Here is a 19,930-nt window from a genome sequence, read left to right on the forward strand (position 1 = left end):
ATTTTGCGACCCGAATACTGCCTAACTCACTTTTCCCCACCCACTCACCTTTTATGACGAACTACCTCTACGCAGTGCCTGCGCTGGGCATTTTTGCGCTCCTTTACACGTGGCTACGCGCCGGTTGGGTATCCCGGCAGGACGCCGGCGACGCCCGCATGACGACCATTGCCGGCTACATCGCCGACGGGGCCATTGCCTTCCTCAAAGCCGAATACAAGGTGTTGGCCCTGTTTGGCCTCATCGCCGGGGCTTTCCTTTTCTACCTGGGCAGCACCAGCGGCAACTCCAGCCCGGTCATCGTCATTGCCTTCCTCATTGGCGCGATTTTCTCGGCCCTGGCTGGCTTCATTGGAATGAAGATTGCCACCAAGGCCAACGTGCGCACCGCGCAGGCCGCCAAAACCAGCCTCAGCACGGCGCTCAACGTGTCGTTTTCGGGCGGTTCGGTGATGGGCATGGGCGTAGCCGGTTTGGCCGTGCTCGGCTTGGGTTCGCTGTTCATTATCTTCTATAAAATGTTCGTGCCCAGCGGCCTCGCCAACGGGCTGGAGATGGAAAAGGCCCTCGAAGTCCTCACCGGCTTCTCGCTCGGGGCCGAAAGCATTGCGCTGTTTGCCCGCGTGGGTGGCGGCATCTACACCAAGGCGGCCGACGTGGGGGCCGACCTCGTGGGCAAAGTCGAAGCCGGCATTCCCGAAGACGACCCCCGCAACCCTGCCACCATTGCCGACAACGTGGGCGACAACGTGGGCGATGTGGCGGGCATGGGGGCCGACCTATTCGGCTCCTACGTAGCCACCATCCTGGCCACCATGGTGCTGGGGAAGGAAATGATGACGCAGGGCTCGGACCGGATGATTGATAATTTCGGTGGCCTTTCGCCCATCTTTCTGCCGATGGCCATTGCGGGCATGGGCATCATCGCCTCGCTCATCGGTATTCTGTGCGTGCGGGTGAAGGAGGGCGGCAACGTGCAGGGCGCTCTCAATACCGGCAACTACATCTCGGTGGCCGTATCAGCGGCCGGAGCCTACGGCTTGATTATGTGGATTCTGCCGAGCGGGGCCTTCACCATTCGGGGCATCAGCTTCGATGCCATGCACGTTTTCTACGCCGTGCTGGTCGGCCTTGTAGTGGGCACCCTGATGAGCATCATTACCGAGTATTACACGGCCATGGGCAAGCGCCCGGTTAATAGCATTATTCAGCAAAGCAGCACGGGCCACGCCACTACCGTCATCGGTGGGCTAGCCGTGGGCATGGAATCAACGGTACTGCCCATTTTGGTGCTGGCCGCGGGTATTGTGCTGAGCTACGAAGCAGCCGGCCTCTACGGCGTGGCCATTGCCGCCGCCGGTATGATGGCCACCACCGCCATGCAGCTGGCCATCGACGCCTTCGGCCCCATTGCCGATAACGCCGGCGGCATCGCCGAAATGTGTGAGCTGCCCAAGGAAGTGCGCGAGCGCACCGATATTCTGGATGCCGTGGGCAACACCACTGCCGCCACCGGTAAGGGTTTCGCCATTGCCTCGGCCGCGCTCACGTCGCTCGCGTTGTTCGCCGCCTTCATGGGTACGGCCAACATCACGTCCATCGATATCAGCAAAGCCCCGGTGCTGGCGGGCGTGTTCATCGGGGCCATGATTCCGTTCATCTTTTCCTCGCTGGCCATTGCGGCCGTAGGCCGGGCCGCCATGGCCATGGTGCAGGAAGTGCGCCGCCAGTTCCGCGAAATTCCGGGTATTATGGAAGGCACTGGCCGGCCCGAGTATGAAAAATGCGTGGCCATCTCGACCCAGGCGGCTATCCGGGAGATGATTTTGCCCGGGGCGATTGCCTTGCTCACGCCCATTATCGTGGGTTTTGGCTGCCGGGGCCTGTTCTCGAACGCCTCCTCGCCCGAGGTACTGGGTGGCCTGCTGGCTGGTGTCACCGTCAGCGGCGTGCTCATGGCCATGTTCCAGAGCAACGCCGGTGGGGCCTGGGATAACGCTAAAAAGTCCTTCGAAAAGGGTGTGATGGTGAACGGCGTGATGCAGTACAAAGGCTCCGACGCCCACAAGGCCTCGGTAACCGGCGACACCGTCGGCGACCCCTTTAAGGACACTTCCGGCCCGAGCATGAACATCCTCATCAAGCTGATGAGCATCGTGTCGCTGGTTATTGCGCCTCACATCGCAGTGAAAGACGGCGAGCGTGGCATGGCCCCGGTGCAGCTCGAAAAGGAGCGGGTTGAAGTAGCTGCCCGCCCCCACGTGCGCTACGCCGTGGAGGAGGTAGCGCCGACGGCCCTGCGCGTGGTATACACGGTGCTGATGAAATAGTCTGAACCGCAGATATAACCGATTAAACGGAATTGAACGGATTCGGACACTGCGATGAATCCGGCAAATCGCCGCATTTGAACAATAAAAAAGGCTGCCTACCGGGCAGCCTTTTTTGTTTCGGCAGCGGGAAATAATGCGGGCGACGAAGGCCGGTAGTGGCCACGAAATCCGGGGAACCCGAAAAATTCGGTTAAATCCGTGATTAGCTTTGCGGCTCCCTCACCCCACCCCACGCCGCATGGGCCACGCCAACGTTACCATCCATAACAAAGAATTTCGGCCATATCTGTCGGCTGCTCAGCTGGATGAGGTCGTAGTGGAACTGGCTGCCCGTTTGAGTGCTGACTACGCCGGCCGTCGGCCGCTGTTTGTGGTGGTGCTCACCGGCGGCTTCATGTTTGCCTCCGATTTGCTGAAGTGCTACCGGGGCGAGTGCGAGGTTGTCTTTATCCGGGTAGCCTCCTACGAGGGCACGGATAGCACCGGCGTGGTGCAGGAAGTGCTGGGCCTGCGCGAAGAAGTGCAGGGCCGCGACATCATCCTTGTCGAAGACATTGTGGATACCGGCACTACCATGCACCACCTGCTGCCTACGCTACTGGGCAAAGGCCCCGCTTCGGTGGAGATTGCCACCCTGTTTTTCAAGCCCGAAAGCCTGCGCCACGAGTTGCCCATCCGCTACGTAGCCAAAGAAATTCCGAATGATTTTGTGGTGGGCTACGGGCTCGACTACGACGGGCTGGGCCGCAACCTGCCCGATGTGTACGTGGCCGTATAGCAACGTTTTTGGTAATGATTGAGTAACTTGCCCAAACCCACTTCACCACCTGCCTCCGCGCAACTCTTCTCGTTCATGTTGAATATCGTGCTGTTCGGCCCCCCCGGTGCCGGCAAAGGAACCCAGAGCCAGAAACTCATTTCCCACTACAACCTCGTGCACCTGAGCACCGGCGACCTGCTGCGCGCCCAGATTGCCGAAGGCACTGAACTGGGCTTGCAGGCCAAAAAGCTGATGGACGAAGGCCTGCTCGTACCCGACGCCGTGGTGATTGGCATGATTGGCAATGCCCTGGAAACCAATCCGCAGGCGGGCGGCTTTATTTTCGACGGCTTTCCGCGCACCGTGGCCCAGGCCGAAAGCCTCGACCGCCTCATGGCCGCGCACAACACCCACATCGGCTGCATGATTGCGCTCGAAGTGCAAGAGGAAGAGTTGGTGACGCGCCTGCTGGAGCGCGGCAAAACCAGCAACCGCCCCGACGACCAGGACGAAACCAAAATCCGCCGCCGCGTGACGGTGTACAACACCGAAACCGCGCAGGTGGCCGGCTACTACGCTGCCCAAAAGAAGTTTCACGCCCTCAACGGCATTGGTGCGATTGACGGTATTTTTGGCCAAATCTGCGGGCTGATTGACCAGAACCAGACTGCCAGGCCCGAAGCCCCCGCCGAGGCGACCAAAGAGGTAAAGGCGTAACTTTACGTTTTTAACACGACTGTCATCTCTTAATACGACTGTCATCCTGAGCACAGCGAAGGACCTTGTCACGTTAGAAAAACCGGCATTAGAACATTTGTTCGGCCGTCAATTCTAACGTGACAAGGTCCTTCGCTGTGCTCAGGATGACCGTTCTTTTACATCAAATACCCAATCTCCGTGGCTTCTAATAACTTCATCGATTACGTCAAACTCATCTGCCGCTCGGGCAAAGGCGGTGCCGGCTCGCACCACTTCTTCCGGGCCAAGGGCCTGCCCAACGGCGGCCCCGATGGCGGCGACGGTGGCCGCGGCGGCCACATCATCCTCGAAGGCAACTCGCAGCTCTGGACGCTGCTGCACCTGCAGTATCAGCGCCACGTATTTGCCAAGGACGGCGATGGCGGGGGCGAAAATCTGCGCAGCGGCGCGCAGGGGGCCGATATCGTGCTGCAAGTGCCCCTTGGCACCGTGGCTCGCGACCCCGACGGCACCCAACTGCTGGAAATCACGGAGCACGGGCAGCGGCTCATCCTCGTGCCCGGCGGGCGCGGCGGCTGGGGCAACGACCACTTCAAGAACTCCATTAACCAGGCCCCCGAGTACGCGCAGCCCGGCGAGCCGGCCATCGAGGCCATTATTATCCTAGAGCTGAAGCTGCTGGCCGACGTGGGCCTCGTGGGCTTCCCCAACGCCGGCAAGAGCACGCTGCTGTCGGTGGTATCGGCCGCCAAGCCCAAGATTGCCGACTATGCTTTCACCACCCTCGTGCCCAACCTGGGTGTGGTGGCCTACCGCGACTACAAGTCGTTCGTAATGGCCGACATTCCCGGCATCATCGAGGGCGCGGCCGAGGGCAAGGGCCTGGGCACCCGCTTCCTGCGCCACATTGAACGCAACTCCATGCTACTCTTCATGATAAGCTGCGACAGCCCCGATATTGACGCTGAATACAAGGTGCTAATCGGTGAGCTGGAGCAGTTTAACCCCGATTTGCTGGATAAGAAGCGCCTGCTGGCCATCACCAAGTCCGACATGATTGACGAGGAGTTGGAGGCCGAAATCCGCCAGACGCTCCCGGCCGAGGTACCCGCCATATTTATTTCCAGCATCACCAATAAGAACATCACGCCGCTGAAGGACATGATTTGGAAGGCGTTGCACGAGTAGTTATAGGTCAATTGTCTAATCCCTCGATTTTGTAAATATTAGGGTTTGAAAAGGCATATCGAACAATAACAGAATCTCCTTTCTGAAGGTCTTTAGTGTTGCGGTAGGAACTGGTTTGAATATCGCCGGATGGACTCCTGAAACTAGCTTTGTACAGTTTCTCTTTTCCATTGTGGCGAGTACGTGATTCCCATGCAGCAATTACAATTCCGGTTGTAGCGATGCCTTCTTTCTTGAGCTGCCGTTGTACTAGAAAGTCAACCCATCTACCCCAAGACATTCCTAATGCAATAGGTAGCGCAATTGCTATAAGTAGGCCAATTCTAGACGGAAATGTTTTGTAGAAAGTATAAGGAATACCAGCAAAAATGAAGGCATAGGCGAGCAGGCCCGCGAAATCCGAACTTATGGTATTCGTTGTTAAGATACCAAAAAGTATAAAGGTTGAAAGTGCCAGTATGCCAGCCCATTTATAATTCATGCCTGTAAATAACGCGGTGAATAATCAATAAGCTACTCGTGCCACTATGTCAGCCGCTGCCCCTTTGGCAAGTGAATTGCGCCCGCAACGTGACTAACCGGCTAACCCCGTGAAAAACCCCTTTCGACGAATATTTCCGCAAATGGCTAACGAAACCAACCTGCCGCAGGACGACAACCTGACCGCCGACCCCAACTACGAAGCTGGCGAAATGGCCGACGGCGAAAGCACCGACCCCAACATGACGGCCACCGGCGCACCGCAGCCCGAAGCCTCCCGCACCGAGACCGAGTTGGCCGAAATCAAGGACAAGTACCTGCGCCTAGCCGCCGAGTTTGAGAACTACAAGCGCCGCACCAGCAAGGAGCGCATCGACCTGTTCAAAACCGCCAACCAGGAGCTAATGGTGGCCTTGCTGCCCGTGCTCGACGATGTTGAGCGCGCCCGCAATGCCACCGCCACCACCGACGATGCCGGGGCCGTGCGCGACGCCATCGAGATTATTCAGAGCAAGCTGAACAAAACCCTGCAGCAAAAGGGTTTGACCGCCATGGAAGCCAAGGGCGGCGAATTCGATGCCGAGCTACACGAGGCCATCACCCAGATTCCCGCGCCCAGCGACGACCTGAAAGGGAAAATCGTGGACGTGGTGGAGCAGGGCTACTATTTGGGCGACAAGGTGATTCGTCACGCCAAAGTAATATTAGGACAGTAGGGGCGGGTTGCACCCGCCCGCCGTCAGAAGGAAACCGTTTTGGCGGCGCGAATAGCACAAGATTGTAGTATCTCTCCATATAATTAAATGATGACCGTTGCGGCGGCGCGAATGGCGGGCGGGTGCAACCCGCCCCTACACAATTAAAACATGGCTACGAAGCGCGATTATTACGAGGTATTAGGCATTGTCAAAACAGCGGAGGGCGACGTCATCAAGTCGGCCTATCGCAAGATGGCCATTAAGTACCACCCCGATAAAAACCCCGACGACCCATCGGCCGAGGACAAGTTCAAGGAAGCCGCCGAGGCCTACGAAGTGCTTAGCAACGCCGACAAGCGGGCCCGCTACGACCGGTATGGCCACCAAGGCATGGGCGGCAACGGCGGCGGGGCCCAGAACATGGAGGATATTTTCTCGCAATTCGGCGATATTTTCGGCGGGGGCGGGGGCTTCGAAGGTTTCTTCGGGGGTGGACGCCAGGGCGGCGGCCGGCGCCAGAAGAAGGGCTCGAACCTGCGCATCAAGCTCAAGCTCGATTTGGAGGAAATTGCCAACGGCGTTGAGAAGAAAATCAAGGTGAAGCGCTACGTAGCCTGCCAGCCGTGCAGCGGCACCGGGGCCAAAAACGGCACCGACATGAAAACCTGCCCCACCTGCCAAGGCCAGGGCCAAACCAAGCGCGTGGTGAACACCATGCTCGGCCAGATGGTGAGCAGCAGCACCTGCCCCACCTGCAACGGCGAGGGCAAAACCATTGTGGCGACCTGCGACGTGTGCAAGGGCGAAGGCCGCCAGCTGCACGAGGAAGTGATTCCCATTAACATCCCGGCTGGGGTGGCCAACGACATGCAACTGAGCATGAATGGCAAGGGCAATTTTCCGGAGCGCGGCGGCGTACCCGGCGACCTGCTCATCCAGATTGAGGAGGAGCCGCACGAGTTCCTAAAGCGCGACGGCAACAACATCATGTTCGAGCAGTACATCTCGTTTGTGGATGCTGCCTTGGGCGCAAGTCTGGAGGTACCCACCATCGAGGGCAAAGTGAAAATCAAGGTGGACCCCGGTACTCAGCCCGGCAAAATCCTGCGTCTGCGCGGCAAAGGCATCAAAGACCTGAACGGCTACGGCCGCGGCGACCAGCTCATCCACCTGAACGTGTGGACGCCCAAAAACGTGAGCAACCAGGAGCGCGAGCTACTGGAGAAGCTGCGCGACTCGGACAACTTCACGCCCCACCCCGGCAAGAACGAGAAGGGCTTTTTTGAGAAAGTGAAGGAGTATTTCGCGTAGCTTCTTGATTAAATAGTTTTGAAAAGCCCCGTCTGGCCGTTGGTCAGGCGGGGCTTTTTTTGGCAGTCATGCTGAACGCAGGGAAGCATTCTGAGCTGGTGAGACGACTCATTTTGCGTTGAACAGGATGCTTCCCTGCGTTCAGCATGACAGACAGTTGTTGTTCTTGCGGAAATTTCCATAGCTCGTTGTAATGCCGTCGCCACTCAGGCGATTCATTCCCCGAAACTTCTACATCGCATGGCCTCCGCCACTCCGTCTGCTGATTTTATTGCCGCGCTGCACGAATACCAGCCGCTGCTGCGCCGCGTGGCCCGCCTGTATTGCCAGGACGCCGACGACCGGCAGGACCTGTTCCAGGAAATGGTGCTGCAGCTGTGGCGGGCGTGGCCGCGCTACGTGCCGCAGCCGGGGGCCAAACTCAGCACCTGGCTGTACCGCATCGCGCTGAACGTGGCCATCTCGAACCTGCGCCAACGCACCCGCCGCCCAGCTCCGGTGGGCCTCGATGCCGAAGCGCTGGCCGTGGCGCAAGCCCCGGAAACCGGCTTCGATGCCGACGACCGCGCCCAGCTCTACCGGGCCATCGGCCGGCTGTCTGATGTGGATAAAGCCTTTGTGCTGCTTTATCTCGAAGACCGGTCCTACGAGGAAATGGCCGATATCCTCGGTATCACCCAAAACAATGTGCGCGTGAAAATGCACCGCGTGCAGGAAAAACTTCGCTCGCTTTTAGTCCCCGCCGCCTAATGGAACTCGATGACCTCCGCCGCCAGTGGCAGCAGCCCGAACCGGTCAGCCCGCCTGCCGTTGACGCGGTACAACTGCGGGGAATGCTGGCCCGCGTCCCCACCAACCTCGTTGCCAAGCTACGGCGCAACACCTGGGTCGAAACGGTGTTCACCGCGCTGGTAGGGGTGGGGGCGCTAGTCTACCTCGTCAGCGGGCCCGAATTGGTTATTTTCAGGCTATACGGAGTAGTATTTGTGTTGCTGGCGCTGCTGCTGCTCTTCCACTATTACCGCCAGTTGAAGCTGTTGGGGCGCATGGGTCGCGCCGAAACCCACGTACGGAAGCATCTGGGGGCGCTTTGCGCCGGATTGCGGCGGCAAATTCAGTTTTACTACCGTCTCACCCTGGCCACGCTGCCCCTGACGACGCTGCTGAACCTTGGCTTCGTGGTGGGGCAGGAGTTGGTGCGGGCTGCCCGGTTCCGATGGGGGTTGGTGGGCCTGGAAGCCGGGTGTGTCCTACTGCTGGTGCTGCCATTGCAATGGGCTGCGGCGCGCGGTACCCGCTGGTACCTCCAGCGGCTCTACGGGCAGCACCTCGACCGCCTTGAAGCCAGCCTACGCGAACTAGCCGAGCCTGAGCCGGCTACAACCGATTGAGCTGGCTCAACCCCATTCATCCGGCTTATTCACCGTTTGGAACCGGGCTGTAGCCGTTTAGCTCCCGGCGTTTGGCGCGGGCGCAGCGGGCTTAATACATTTACTCAGCGGCATTCTTCTACATTTATCCCGCCAATCAACTAACCCTTCTTTCTGTGAAACCAATACTGGAAGCCATTGACGTGCGCAAGGCCTACGCCAACCACGTCGCTCTCGACGGCGTGAGTCTATCCATCCCGGAGGGCAGCATCTTTGGCCTGCTCGGGCCCAACGGCGCGGGCAAAACCTCGCTCATCCGCATCATCACCCAGATTACTGGGGCCGATGAAGGCGAAATCCGCTTCCGGGGCGAGCGGCTCAATCCGAGCCACATCGCCCAGATTGGCTACCTGCCCGAGGAGCGCGGCCTCTACAAAAAGATGAAAGTGGGCGAGCAGCTGCTCTACCTGGCCCGGCTGCGGGGCCTGAGCCGCGAAGATGCTACGGCCCGCATCAAGCAATGGCTGAATCGTTTCGAGATAAAGGAATGGGCCGGCAAAAACGTGGAAGACCTCAGCAAGGGCATGCAGCAGAAAGTGCAGTTTATTGCCACCGTACTGCACGACCCGAAGCTCATTATCCTAGATGAGCCGTTCTCGGGATTCGACCCGATTAACGCTAACCTGATTAAGGACGAGATTCTGGAGCTGCGGAAGCAGGGGGCGACCATCATCTTCTCGACGCACCGCATGGAATCGGTGGAGGAGATGTGCGACAACATTGCCCTCATCAACCGCGCGCGCAAGGTGCTGGACGGGCCCATTGGCGTGATTCGGGACCAGTTCAAGACGAATACCTACGAGGTGGAGGGCCGGGGCAAGCTCATTCTGGCGCACCCCGATTTTGAAGTGATTGAGCAAAAGGAACGCGAAAACGGCCACTTCTACGCCCGCGTGCAGCTGCACGATGGCGTGCGGCCCAACGACCTGCTGCGCTACCTCATCGGGGCGGTGGAGGTGGAAGCCTTCCGGGAGAAAATCCCAAGCATCAACGAGATTTTTATCCGGCGCGTGGGCGAGACCATGCCTGAAACCATCCTGGAAACTGCGAACGCACTTCTTTAATCCGTCGTCATGGCCTCCAAATTCTTCCTCATTGCCCAGCGCGAGTACCTGACCCGCGTTCGCAAAAAGTCTTTCATTATCCTCACCCTGGCCGTACCGCTGCTGCTGGCGGCATTCGGCTTCATCATTGCCAAAGTAGCCAGTTCCGATAACGACACCACCGACGTGGTGGAAGTGCGCGACGACTCAGGCCTGAACGTGGCCGGCCGCCTGGTGAGTACCCCGCGGGTGCGCTTCGTGCCCGCCACCGGCACGCTGGCCGAAGCCAAAAAGGGTTTTCAGAAAGCCAAGCACGATGGCCTGCTGGTACTACCCACCGCCCTCGACGTGGAGAAACCCGTGGGCGTGCAGTTTTTTGGCAAAGGCAACATCAGCCTGAAGAAGCAGCTGGCCGTGGAAACGGCACTTAACAAAGCTTTCTCAGACCTGAAGATGCAGAAATCCGGCCTCACCCAGGACCAGCTCGACCGCCTGCGCTCGAAGGTGGATTTGCAGACCATCAGCCTCGACGAAACTGGCAAGGAGGCCGACAGCAACGCCTTAGCCACCTCGGGTATCGCCTACGCGCTGGCCCTGGCTATCTACTTTTTTATCTTCATCTACGGCGTACAGATAATGCGCGGAGTGGGAGAGGAGAAGTCGAGCCGCATTATGGAAGTGATGCTGTCGTCGGTGAAGCCGTTTGACCTGATGATGGGTAAAATCGTGGGCATTGCGGCCGTGGGTCTCACCCAGTTTCTGCTGTGGGGCGTGCTCTCGTTCGGCGTGAGCTCGGTGGTGCTGCCACTGCTGATGGGCAAGGACAAGCCCAAAACCGAAGTAGCCGCCGCGCCCACGGCGCCGGGAGCTGCCGCGGTGGCGGATGACGAGCCGCGCTCGGCCGCCGCGACGTTCGACAAAGGCATGGACGCGCAAAAGCAGCAGCAGACGGCGATGACCGGCCGTTTCAAGATATTCGAGGTTCTGGGCAACCTGCCCCTGGGTAGCATTATGTTCGGGTTCATCATTTATTTTCTGGGCGGCTACCTGCTTTATGGGGCCTTGTTTGGGGCCGTGGGCGCGGCCGTGGACGACCAGACCGATACCCAGCAGTTCATGTTTCCGATTACGATGCCGCTCATTTTGAGCTATATCGTAGGTGTGTCGGTGATTTTGCGCAATCCCGACGGGCCGGTGGCTTTTTGGATGTCGATGTTCCCGCTCACCTCGCCCATTGCCATGGTGATTCGCCTGCCGTTTGGCGTGCCGATGTGGCAGCTGGCGCTGTCCATCTTCCTGCTCATTCTGGGCTTCTTGGGCGCGGTATGGGTGGCGGCCCGCATCTACCGCGTGGGTATTTTGATGTACGGCAAGAAGGTGACGTACCGCGAGCTGGGCAAGTGGATGTTTTATAAGGGATAACTGCCGTTTGGGAACATTGAACGTCGTGCTGAGCTTGTCGAAGCACGACGTTCTTTATTTAGTAGCGCTTTCCAGCCTTATGCGTTTCCTCCGCCTCGCCACCCTCTTCTGCCTGCTTGGTAGCCTCGCCAGCTTCACGCTGCGCGGCGACCGGCCGGCCTACCGCCTCTTCACCTCCACCGGCCAGCCCGCCGACTACGACCAGATGCTGGCCGAGCTAACTCAGGCCGACGTGGTGTTGTTCGGCGAGCAGCACAACGATGCCCTCGCGCACTGGCTGGAGCTGCAAGTGGCCAAGGACCTGCTGAAGCTGAAGAAGCCCAGCCAATTGGTTATCGGTATGGAGATGTTTGAGCGCGACGTGCAGCCGCTGGTTGCCCAATACGCCGCCGGCACCCTGGCCGATACGGCCTTCGAGCGCCAAGCGCGCCCGTGGCCCAACTACGGCACCGACTACCGCCCGCTGCTGCAGTTTGCCCGCGAAAATCACCTGCCCGTCATCGGTACCAATGCCCCGCGCCCCTTTGCCAGGGTTGTTGCGCAGCGCAGTCTCACTGCCCTCGACAAGCTGCCGGGTGCCGACCGCGCCCTGCTCGCCCCGCTCCCGCTAAAAGTAGATTACGACCTGCCCGGCTACAAAAATATGGCTGCCATGTTCGGCGGTAGCAGCCAGGCCCACGGTGGCGGTGCCCAGAACATTATCCAGGCCCAGGCGCTGAAGGATGCCACCATGGCGCACTTCATCGAAACCAGCCGCCAGCCCGGCCAGACCCTGCTGCACTTCAACGGCAGCTACCATTCCGACCACCACGATGGCATCGTGGCCTGGCTGCGGCAGTCGGCTCCCAAGCTGCGGGTGAAAACAATTAGCGTGGTGACGCAGGAGCAGCTTCAAACCTTGGAGAAGGAGCAGGTGAACGTGGCCGATTACGTGGTGGTGGTGCCGGCCGATGCGGCGAAGACGTATTGAGTACTTATTTCAGTTTAGACTCTGACGCTGTTCGCCACAGCCTAATGAACTGATAGTCAATTACTATAATCATCGCAAAAACAATAGGGTGTGGGAGTTGCCCCGCTCCCTATTGCTTTTGCGCAAACCACTTCGCGAATAGTATGATGGGAATTCCGCTTGTCGCTGAAAAAACGTGTTAAGTAATTTTTGCTGCTGTTACACACTGTGTCGCAGACATCCACCCGCAACGTACTATTTGACGGTAATTCATACGTCGGGCAAACACCTTGGCCGGCTTAGCTAGGCATCGTAGGTGGCACGCGCGTCAAAAGATTTTTCCACCGCGCCGGCTAGCTCTACTGTCAGTGGCAAGTGCACGCTAAAATTGACGCCGCCAAGTGGCACTGAGGTAGCTGGCTCGTGACTTGTTCGCATTTAAGAATTGTGACGCTGGCTGCCAGCGGCCTCATGGCTTTCTAAAAGGGAGGCGTACGGCAGACTGAACCAGCAAAGCCATAACTTGCAGTCCCAAATTTTGAGGCTTTGGCCTAGTAGCAGCGTTCACGTCAATGACCGACACCCCCAAACAAGCCCTGTTCCAGCAAGTGGCCGCGCAGCTTCGGCAGCAGGGCTTCATCGTAGAGCGGCAGGACCCGACGCGCCCCTGGGGTGGCTTTTTTGTGATTAACGAAAATCAGGCCCAGCAGTTTGCCAATGCCTTTTTCAATGGCCTGTCCGTCGACCAGTTGCGCATTACGGGCCGCTTGAGCCCCAAGATTCTGCTTGTTGCCCCGCACCAGCGCCTGAGTTGGCAGTACCACCACCGCCGGGCCGAAATATGGCAGGTGGTGCAGGGCCCGGTGGGTGTAGCCACCAGCGATACCGACGAGCAGGGCGAAGTGAAAAGCTGCCAGGCAGGCGAGCGCATCATTCTGAAACAAGGCGAGCGCCACCGCTTGGTGGGTCTTAAAGAGTGGGGCGTGCTGGCTGAAATATGGCAGCACACCGACGCTGACAACCCTTCGGATGAGGAAGACATTGTGAGGATAGAGGACGATTTCGGCCGCTAAAAGCTATTGGATATCCAACAAAAAACCCGGCTAAACCGGGCATTTTGCGATTGGCGAAAATATCAAAACGTGCGGCTATGCTTCGTCCTCGCCGGGCTTCACCTTTTTCATGGCCTCGGCCAGCGACTGTTGCAGCTTGGCCCCGGAGTCGGCCGGGGCTTGCTCGCTGATGTTGTACTGCTTTTGCAACCGCTCCCATTCCTCGATGGCAATGAAAACGCCGGTGATTTTGCCTTTGTCGTCGGAAAGATATTTGATGTCCATGAGTGGGGAAAGTAACGTGGTTGGATGTTTCTGAAATTAACCAGCGCCGGATTATTCGCCGGGGCGGTAGGTTTTTTCGGCGTGGGCCTTCACGTCTTCAGGGTAGAAGCGTACGGCCTTGAAGCGGCCGTTGCAGTATAAATCGGCCTGGTCGGTGAAATGCGGGCTGCCGGGCCGGCTGCTTTGCCCGCCCGTGACCACGGAGCGCGCCGTAATGCGCGGGCCGAACTCGACCACCGCCACGAAGCTGTTGCCCACGTTGCCATAGCGTTTTTTAGTGCCGGGGTAGGCCCGTGCCCCAAATGCCGCCAGCGAGCCCCAAGCCGACGAGGTGAAGGCCACCGGCTGGCTGGGCTGCTGGTCGTCGTAGGTTTCCTCGATGCGGCCGGTAAGGCGCTGGTAGCGGTTCACTTCGCCCCAGGGCATTTTCCAGGTGCCGAAATCGCGGGTCAGGTCGTCGAGGGTTTCGGCTAGGGTGCCGACTTTTTCCGTTGGTGTAGTATTAGCCAGCGCGAAGCGCACGAAGCTGATGTAGTCGAGCTGCGGCTGGGCTTCGGGCACGCGGGCGCGCGCCTTGGCCAGCAGCCGTTCAGCCCAATAGATGGCCACCGTCTGGGCCACGGAAGCCTGGGCGTAGCCGTGGTCCCAGGTGCGTAATAGCTCAATGGCTTCGGCCACGGCGGGCGCTGACGCTTTTTCGGCTGAGGTAGGCTGGTAGGCGGCCAATAGCGGCGGCAGCAGGTCATCGAAAGCCGTGAGGTGCGGGTCGTCGGCCGCGGCAATCAGCGTATCAAGGCTGACCACGGCTTTGCGGCTGAGCACGCGCACGGCATTCAGGCCGCGGTAGTTTTCGGCGTCGGGCGCTTCGTACTTGGGGTATTTGGTCGGTATTGGGCTGCTGACACCGCTCACGGTGAAGGGCGTGGAGTTGCAGTTCTGGATGAAGCCGCTGGCCGGGTTGTGCACCTGCACCAGCTCGCTGACCGGGTGGAAGCCCTGCCACTCGGTTGCCGGTGTGCTGCCGTCCACCGGCTGGCTCCAGTCGAATTTCGGGTTGCGCCGGGGCATGAAATTGCCGTGCCAGTAGGCGATGCTGCCCTTGGTATCGGCAAAAACAGTGTTGTTCGAGGCGTTGCCGTTCAGCTTCATTACCTGCTGAAAGCTGGCGTAGTCGGTGGCCTTGGTGCGCAAATAGGATTGCTGCAAGGCGGCCAGCGGCGCATTCATCATGCGTACCGCTACCCACTGCCCGGCCGACTTTTGCCCCACAATCGGTCCGTGGTGCGTGCGGTAGATGGTGAAGGTTTTGCGCAGGATTTTATCGCCCGATTTGTAGGGCAGCGACACTTTTTGCGCCGTCACGGCGCGCAGCTTGCCCGCGTATTTATAGAAGAAATTACCACCTTTCTCCTCCACCGTTTCGAGGTACTCGTCCATCGAATCGGCCTGGCTGGATGTATGCATCCAGCCGCAGTGCTCGTTGAAACCCTGGTAGATGAAAAACTGGCCCCAGGTCACGGCTCCGTAGGCATTCAGGCCCTGCTGGCTCACCATCTGCACTTCGGAGCGGAAGTAGAACGAGGTGTGTGGGTTAATCAGGAGCAGCGCGTGGCCGTTGGCGCTTTTGGCGGGCGCGATGGCAAAGCCATTGGAGCCCACCGGCTCGCGGTCGGTACGGCCGAAGTCGGTATCAATCCAGGAACTCGACTTTTTCTGGCCGTAGAAGTCCTTGATGCGGGCCAGCGGCACCACGCTGATGTTGCCGCCAATGCTGCCCTCACTGAACATGAGCGGCATCCAGGGCTGAAAGCGGTGCAACAGGCGCGGCCGCACGGTGGGGTGGGTGGCCAGGTAATAGTTGGTGCCGGCGGCGAAGGCATCGAGCAGCAGCTTCATATCGGCCGGGCACTTTTGATAGATGCCGATGGCCTGCGTGCTGTCCAGAAACAGGCGGGCACGCAGGTCGTGGTACAGTGCAGCCTCGCCGTCGACTTCGGCCAGCCGGCCAATGGCATCGAGGTAGTTGGTCTCGACGCGGTTAAAGTCATCTTCGCACTGGGTGTAGAGCAGGCCGAAAACCGCGTCGGCATCGGTTTTGCCGTAGATGTGCGGCACGCCGTAAGTGTCGCGCGTAATGCTTACCTGCCGGGCCTGCTGCTGCCAGCGCGCCCGCTCGGCGGGGCTAAATTTCTGGGCCTGAACCGAGAGGCCGGTAAAAATCAATAGCAGCGAGAAGAGCAAGCGCATCGGGCGGGAAGTTGGTGGGACAATCAATAAGGGCGAAAGTAAACGAAAAAGCCCCGGCCGGTAGGCCAGGGCTTATGTACAGGGAAACCGCGTCCGTCGTGCAGAGCGCAGCGAAGCGTCGTTACCGCGTAATGCATCAGTCACTACTGTGGGCAAGATGCTTCGCTGCGCTCTGCACGACAACCTTTTAGCTACGCCGAGAACGACGAGCCACAGCCGCAGGTGCTCTTAGCCTGGGGGTTGTTGAAGACGAAGCCGCGGGCGTTGAGGCCGTCCTGAAAGTCAACTTCCATGCCCAGCACGTACATGGCGTGCTTTTTATCCATGATGAGCTTGAGGCCGTCGAGGTCGTAGGTTTCGTCGGCATCCTTGGCTTTGTCGAACCCGAGCAGGTAGCTCATGCCCGAGCAGCCGCCGCCCTGCACGCCAATGCGCAAGCCATAATCGGCCGGGACGTTCTTCTCCTGAATAATGTTTTTCACCTCCACTACGGCGCGGTCGGTGAGGGTAATGGGGGCGAGGGTGGCAACAGCAGCCATAATAGAAAGTCGATTTAGAGAGATGGATAGCAAAGATACGGCGGTATCGAGGCGTAAACAGCGGTTGGGGTGCGGCGGTTCACGGCGTAAGTTTGCGCGGCGTTTATGCAACTAGCCCGTCATGCTGAGCTTACCAAGGCATCACTACCGCAATAGTAAATCCTGACATTGGATTAGCTGCGTGGCAGAGATGCTTCGACTACGCGGACGCCAGATGAGCATGACGTTCTGAAAATCAAAAAAAACAATGGATTCGACTACTTATTTCTACGACCTGCTTAAAATCATCCTGCCCGCCCTCATCGTGGCCGGGGCTATTTACTTCCTGTTTAAAGAGTTTCTGGAGAAGGAGCAGCAGCGCCGCCTAATCGAGCTGCGTCTCGAAAGCGGCAAAACCACGCTGCCGCTGCGCCTGCAGGCCTACGAGCGCATCGTGCTGTTTCTGGAGCGTATTTCGCCGAACAACATCCTCGTGCGTTTGAGCAGTGCCGGCTCCACCGCGCCCGAGTTTCATCGGCTGCTGCAGCAGGAAATCCGGGCCGAGTACGAGCACAACCTTTCGCAACAGCTCTACCTCTCGGCCGATGCCTGGACGCTGGTGAAGGAGGCCAAGGAACATGTGCTCACGATGGTGAATCGCGCCTTTCACGGCATTCAGAACCCCGCCCAGGCGCGCGGCACCGAACTGGCCAAGCGCATTCTGGAAGGGTTGATGCTGGACGGAGCCGAGCCGACCGCGCAGGCGCTGGCCGTGGTGAAGAATGAGGCGGCCGGTCTGTTTTAATTTGAATATATGATGACGCTCTCCGCCCTCGAAGCTGTTGTCAGCGCATTAGGGAAATTAATTGATGCACCGCTTTATATGCTCCCAACTTTTGGGCGCAACGAAGATGCTGCCCGACCTGAAATCCGAGTGGATGAAAAAGGTTACCATTTCGTGATAATTGAGCGCGGGCAACAACTTGAGCATCTTGTTTTTGATAAGCTTGAGGAAATTCTCTTTCAAATTTTGGAAGGAATCACTTTCTCAATGGCCTGCAACTATGAGGTGAGAAATCGCGTGGAAAATCAGGACTTCCGCATTGTGTTATTCACCAAGCAACTTCAGCTACTTAAGCATCTTGATGGCGCTTTTGCGGAAAGACAGCGAGTAAAGTCAGAAGGCTATTTACATGGTGTCCACCTGATATACTGATTGCTTAAGTACTTGTACAGGAGTAAGCGTACTGAATTTGAGACGTCGTACTGAGCTCATCGCAGCATCGCCGTTGCGGAAGTAATTAAGTTTACTACTGCGGGAGAGATGCTTCGACAAGCTCAGCATGACTGCCTTTTTCGCCACGGTCACTTTTTCGTGACTACTTAAACTGCCGCGTTTACGGCGTCGATGGCTTTGCGGTAGCACTCCTCGTACTTCGGAACGATGTTTTCTACCGCAAACTCCTCGGCGCGGGCGCGGGCGGCGGCCTTGAAGCGGGGCAGGTTCTCATCAGCCAGCACGAAGAGGGCATTTTTTACCATGTCGGCTACGTCGCCAATTTCGCTGAGCATGCCCGTCACGCCGTGCACATTCAGCTCGGGAATACCGCCGGCGTTGGTGCTCACCACGGGCACTTCGCAGGCCATGGCTTCGAGGGCGGCGAGGCCGAAGCTTTCGTTTTCCGAGGGCATCAGGAAGAGGTCGCCCACGCTCAGCACTTCCTCCACGGCTTCGAGCTTGCCCAGGAAGCGCAGGTCGCGGTGCACGTCGAGGTCGCGGGCCAGCTTTTCCATGCGGTTGCGGTCGGGGCCATCGCCCACGAGCAGCAGCTTAGCGGGTATCTGCTCCCGCACCCCCACGAAAATGTGAAGCACGTCCTCCACCCGCTTCACGGTGCGGAAGTTGCTGGTGTGGATGAGCAGCTTTTCGCCGTCGGGGGCGATGGCGGCCCGGAAATGACTTTTTTCCTGCTTCTTGAAGCGGTGCAGGTCGATGAAGTTGGGGATGACGGTGATGTCCTTCTCGACGGCGAAATACTGGTAGGTTTCGCGCCGCAAGTCATCCGATACGGACGTCACGCCGTCGCTTTGGTTAATGCTGAAGGTAACCACCGGCTCGAAGCTGGCATCCTTGCCCACGAGGGTAATATCGGTGCCGTGCAGGGTGGTGACGACCGGAATCTGGATGCCGCGTGAGCGCAGTATCTGCTTGGCCATGTAGGCCGCCGAGGCGTGCGGAATGGCGTAGTGCACGTGCAGTATATCGAGCTTTTCGTTCTGCACGATGTCGACCATCTTGCTGGTGAGCGCCAACTCGTAGGGTGGAAACTGGAACAGCGGGTAGGCCGGCACATACACCTCGTGGTAGAAGAGGTTCTCGTTGAAGAAGTCGAGCCGCACCGGCTGGCTGTAGGTGATGAAGTGCACGCGGTGGCCGCGCTGAGCCAGGGCCTTGCCCAGCTCGGTAGCCACTACGCCGGAGCCGCCGAAGGTGGGATAACAGACAATACCGATGTTCATAGGGAAGCTAACGCGAAAATGAGCGGCGCGTTCTGCCTAACCGGAATCGGGCCGGGAAGTTGGCAAAGCGCACGTCTGCGCAAAGACGCGGAACCGGGCCCGATGTTGTTTAATTTCTCCCATGCGGCGGCTGGTTCTGGGCAAAAAATAAGTTCGGGGAGCGGCTTCTACCAACTAATCAAAAGAGTACGCGACTTTTCTACAGCTCGAAAAAATACGTAGCCATGAACTGCGCTACGCGGTTGTAGGCCGCGTCGGCGTCGAAATCGTGGTAAGGAAATTCGGCAATTAGCCCATCGTAAGGTACCCTGTGCAGATTGCGCAGGCCCAGGCCGTAGCCGAACTGCACCTGCACGGGGCCTTGCCGATAGCCAACGCCGAAGTTGACGCCGGCATCCAGGCGCGGGTTGTGCGTGTCGGACCCGTAGCGGACTTTCTCGTTGAAATCGTAGGGGGCGTACTTGGCAACTGGGGAAGTAAAGTAGCTAGTGCCTTGCCGCCGGCCCCCCAGGCCCAGCGCCACGTATGGCCCGGCAAAAAGCTGGACGCTGCGCACCGTATAGACGAGGTTCAGGGGAAGCTCCAGCCAGTGGTAACGGTTGGTGCTGCGCGCGGAAGTGCCGCTAGTGCCCGCTACCCCGCCAAAGGTAGAAGTCGTGTTGAATTGTTCTCCCTTCTGCGAAAATAACAAGGCCGGCTGCAGGGCAAATTTCTTCCACGCGATGTCCAGCACAGCCCCCGCCTGCCAGGTGTAAAGGGCCGATTTATCGGCCGAATAGCTGAAATCATAGAAACCAGTACCCGTGCTGGCGGCGTCCAGCGTGGTAGTTGCCCGGTGCAAACCGCCGCGCACGCCTAGCCGGAACGTAGGTTGGGCCTGCGCGGCGGCCGCGCTCAATGAAACAACCAGAAAAAAACCGGAAACGCGGAGCATGGAATTGGAGCTTAAGTGAGCAATAGCGCCCTGACCGCCACTTGCTACCAAACGTTGCGTG

The 19,930-nt window shown here is 58.7% G+C and carries 20 protein-coding genes; 14 read left to right on the top strand and 6 right to left on the bottom strand.

The features are described 5' to 3' along the window. Positions 1–53: 53 nt before the first annotated feature. The 4 genes from ABIB44_RS19750 (at position 54) to obgE (ending at position 4,980) form a co-directional block, all read left to right on the top strand. Positions 54–2,330 (top strand): sodium-translocating pyrophosphatase, encoded by a 2,277-nt coding sequence (locus ABIB44_RS19750; RefSeq protein ID WP_354586406.1) that lies wholly within the window; start codon positions 54–56, stop codon positions 2,328–2,330. 211 nt (positions 2,331–2,541) lie between these two features. Then, on the top strand, positions 2,542–3,111 hold the full coding sequence (locus ABIB44_RS19755; RefSeq protein ID WP_354586407.1) for a phosphoribosyltransferase: 570 nt from the start codon (positions 2,542–2,544) through the stop codon (positions 3,109–3,111). Positions 3,112–3,186: 75 nt separating this feature from the next. Further along, positions 3,187–3,810: an adenylate kinase gene (locus ABIB44_RS19760; protein WP_354586408.1), complete on the top strand. Its 624-nt coding sequence runs from the start codon at positions 3,187–3,189 to the stop codon at positions 3,808–3,810. Positions 3,811–3,990: 180 nt separating this feature from the next. Continuing rightward, entirely contained in the window at positions 3,991–4,980 is a 990-nt protein-coding gene (gene obgE, locus ABIB44_RS19765) for a GTPase ObgE (protein ID WP_354586409.1), read from the top strand. Between the two features lie 7 nt (positions 4,981–4,987). On the opposite strand, the gene ABIB44_RS19770 is transcribed toward obgE, so the two are convergent. After that, positions 4,988–5,461, bottom strand: a complete 474-nt coding sequence (locus ABIB44_RS19770) for a DUF3592 domain-containing protein (protein ID WP_354586410.1) — start codon at positions 5,459–5,461, stop codon at positions 4,988–4,990. A gap of 142 nt (positions 5,462–5,603) precedes the next feature. Here ABIB44_RS19770 and ABIB44_RS19775 point away from each other — a divergent pair, with 142 nt between their 5' ends. From ABIB44_RS19775 to ABIB44_RS19810, 8 genes are all read left to right on the top strand, one after another. After that, positions 5,604–6,176, top strand: a complete 573-nt coding sequence (locus ABIB44_RS19775) for a nucleotide exchange factor GrpE (protein WP_354586411.1) — start codon at positions 5,604–5,606, stop codon at positions 6,174–6,176. Positions 6,177–6,326: 150 nt separating this feature from the next. Further along, positions 6,327–7,469 (top strand): molecular chaperone DnaJ, encoded by a 1,143-nt coding sequence (dnaJ, locus tag ABIB44_RS19780; protein ID WP_354586412.1) that lies wholly within the window; start codon positions 6,327–6,329, stop codon positions 7,467–7,469. A 240-nt stretch (positions 7,470–7,709) separates the two neighbouring features. Next, complete coding sequence (locus ABIB44_RS19785; RefSeq protein WP_354586413.1) at positions 7,710–8,219, top strand: RNA polymerase sigma factor; 510 nt, start codon at positions 7,710–7,712, stop codon at positions 8,217–8,219. Continuing rightward, positions 8,219–8,860: a hypothetical protein gene (locus ABIB44_RS19790; RefSeq protein ID WP_354586414.1), complete on the top strand. Its 642-nt coding sequence runs from the start codon at positions 8,219–8,221 to the stop codon at positions 8,858–8,860. Before ABIB44_RS19785 ends, ABIB44_RS19790 begins: the two co-directional genes overlap by 1 nt. Positions 8,861–9,015: 155 nt before the next feature. Then, positions 9,016–9,963, top strand: a complete 948-nt coding sequence (locus tag ABIB44_RS19795) for an ABC transporter ATP-binding protein (RefSeq protein ID WP_354586415.1) — start codon at positions 9,016–9,018, stop codon at positions 9,961–9,963. Positions 9,964–9,972: 9 nt separating this feature from the next. Beyond that, positions 9,973–11,364: an ABC transporter permease gene (locus tag ABIB44_RS19800; RefSeq protein ID WP_354586416.1), complete on the top strand. Its 1,392-nt coding sequence runs from the start codon at positions 9,973–9,975 to the stop codon at positions 11,362–11,364. A 79-nt stretch (positions 11,365–11,443) separates the two neighbouring features. Further along, a complete protein-coding gene (locus tag ABIB44_RS19805; protein ID WP_354586417.1) occupies positions 11,444–12,334 on the top strand; it encodes a ChaN family lipoprotein in 891 nt (296 codons plus the stop codon). Positions 12,335–12,885: 551 nt separating this feature from the next. After that, positions 12,886–13,386 carry a cupin domain-containing protein gene (locus ABIB44_RS19810; protein WP_354586418.1) on the top strand — a complete coding sequence of 167 codons (501 nt, stop codon included), beginning with the start codon at positions 12,886–12,888 and terminating at the stop codon, positions 13,384–13,386. A 75-nt stretch (positions 13,387–13,461) separates the two neighbouring features. On the opposite strand, the gene ABIB44_RS19815 is transcribed toward ABIB44_RS19810, so the two are convergent. The 3 genes from ABIB44_RS19815 to ABIB44_RS19825 form a co-directional block, all read right to left on the bottom strand. Further along, on the bottom strand, positions 13,462–13,650 hold the full coding sequence (locus tag ABIB44_RS19815; RefSeq protein WP_354586419.1) for a hypothetical protein: 189 nt from the start codon (positions 13,648–13,650) through the stop codon (positions 13,462–13,464). A gap of 51 nt (positions 13,651–13,701) precedes the next feature. Then, positions 13,702–15,897, bottom strand: a complete 2,196-nt coding sequence (locus tag ABIB44_RS19820) for a penicillin acylase family protein (RefSeq protein WP_354586420.1) — start codon at positions 15,895–15,897, stop codon at positions 13,702–13,704. Positions 15,898–16,088: 191 nt separating this feature from the next. Beyond that, positions 16,089–16,436 carry a HesB/IscA family protein gene (locus ABIB44_RS19825; RefSeq protein WP_168675019.1) on the bottom strand — a complete coding sequence of 116 codons (348 nt, stop codon included), beginning with the start codon at positions 16,434–16,436 and terminating at the stop codon, positions 16,089–16,091. Positions 16,437–16,683: 247 nt separating this feature from the next. On the opposite strand from ABIB44_RS19825, the gene ABIB44_RS19830 reads away from it, so the two are divergent. Next, on the top strand, positions 16,684–17,220 hold the full coding sequence (locus ABIB44_RS19830) for a DUF7935 family protein (protein ID WP_354586421.1): 537 nt from the start codon (positions 16,684–16,686) through the stop codon (positions 17,218–17,220). Between the two features lie 9 nt (positions 17,221–17,229). Then, on the top strand, positions 17,230–17,631 hold the full coding sequence (locus tag ABIB44_RS19835; protein WP_354586422.1) for an Imm63 family immunity protein: 402 nt from the start codon (positions 17,230–17,232) through the stop codon (positions 17,629–17,631). 167 nt (positions 17,632–17,798) lie between these two features. On the opposite strand, the gene bshA is transcribed toward ABIB44_RS19835, so the two are convergent. Together bshA and ABIB44_RS19845 are read right to left on the bottom strand one after the other, a co-directional pair. After that, positions 17,799–18,935, bottom strand: a complete 1,137-nt coding sequence (bshA, locus tag ABIB44_RS19840) for an N-acetyl-alpha-D-glucosaminyl L-malate synthase BshA (RefSeq protein WP_354586423.1) — start codon at positions 18,933–18,935, stop codon at positions 17,799–17,801. Between the two features lie 199 nt (positions 18,936–19,134). Further along, on the bottom strand, positions 19,135–19,869 hold the full coding sequence (locus ABIB44_RS19845; RefSeq protein ID WP_354586424.1) for an outer membrane beta-barrel protein: 735 nt from the start codon (positions 19,867–19,869) through the stop codon (positions 19,135–19,137). Positions 19,870–19,930 lie beyond the last annotated feature (61 nt).

It is taken from the genome of Hymenobacter sp. UYCo722, assembly GCF_040547115.1.
Lineage (GTDB): Bacteria > Bacteroidota > Bacteroidia > Cytophagales > Hymenobacteraceae > Hymenobacter.

What these genes read in the sequence shown, in the direction of transcription:
- ABIB44_RS19750 (WP_354586406.1), top strand. Translation starts at nt 54, where the DNA reads ATGACGAACTACCTCTACGCAGTGCCTGCGCTGGGCATTTTTGCGCTC.
- ABIB44_RS19760 (WP_354586408.1), top strand. Translation starts at nt 3,187, where the DNA reads ATGTTGAATATCGTGCTGTTCGGCCCCCCCGGTGCCGGCAAAGGAACC.
- ABIB44_RS19770 (WP_354586410.1), bottom strand. Translation starts at nt 5,461, where the DNA reads ATGAATTATAAATGGGCTGGCATACTGGCACTTTCAACCTTTATACTT.
- ABIB44_RS19775 (WP_354586411.1), top strand. Translation starts at nt 5,604, where the DNA reads ATGGCTAACGAAACCAACCTGCCGCAGGACGACAACCTGACCGCCGAC.
- dnaJ (WP_354586412.1), top strand. Translation starts at nt 6,327, where the DNA reads ATGGCTACGAAGCGCGATTATTACGAGGTATTAGGCATTGTCAAAACA.
- ABIB44_RS19785 (WP_354586413.1), top strand. Translation starts at nt 7,710, where the DNA reads ATGGCCTCCGCCACTCCGTCTGCTGATTTTATTGCCGCGCTGCACGAA.
- ABIB44_RS19790 (WP_354586414.1), top strand. Translation starts at nt 8,219, where the DNA reads ATGGAACTCGATGACCTCCGCCGCCAGTGGCAGCAGCCCGAACCGGTC.
- ABIB44_RS19800 (WP_354586416.1), top strand. Translation starts at nt 9,973, where the DNA reads ATGGCCTCCAAATTCTTCCTCATTGCCCAGCGCGAGTACCTGACCCGC.
- ABIB44_RS19805 (WP_354586417.1), top strand. Translation starts at nt 11,444, where the DNA reads ATGCGTTTCCTCCGCCTCGCCACCCTCTTCTGCCTGCTTGGTAGCCTC.
- ABIB44_RS19810 (WP_354586418.1), top strand. Translation starts at nt 12,886, where the DNA reads ATGACCGACACCCCCAAACAAGCCCTGTTCCAGCAAGTGGCCGCGCAG.
- ABIB44_RS19815 (WP_354586419.1), bottom strand. Translation starts at nt 13,650, where the DNA reads ATGGACATCAAATATCTTTCCGACGACAAAGGCAAAATCACCGGCGTT.
- ABIB44_RS19820 (WP_354586420.1), bottom strand. Translation starts at nt 15,897, where the DNA reads ATGCGCTTGCTCTTCTCGCTGCTATTGATTTTTACCGGCCTCTCGGTT.
- ABIB44_RS19825 (WP_168675019.1), bottom strand. Translation starts at nt 16,436, where the DNA reads ATGGCTGCTGTTGCCACCCTCGCCCCCATTACCCTCACCGACCGCGCC.
- ABIB44_RS19830 (WP_354586421.1), top strand. Translation starts at nt 16,684, where the DNA reads ATGGATTCGACTACTTATTTCTACGACCTGCTTAAAATCATCCTGCCC.
- ABIB44_RS19835 (WP_354586422.1), top strand. Translation starts at nt 17,230, where the DNA reads ATGATGACGCTCTCCGCCCTCGAAGCTGTTGTCAGCGCATTAGGGAAA.
- bshA (WP_354586423.1), bottom strand. Translation starts at nt 18,935, where the DNA reads ATGAACATCGGTATTGTCTGTTATCCCACCTTCGGCGGCTCCGGCGTA.
- ABIB44_RS19845 (WP_354586424.1), bottom strand. Translation starts at nt 19,869, where the DNA reads ATGCTCCGCGTTTCCGGTTTTTTTCTGGTTGTTTCATTGAGCGCGGCC.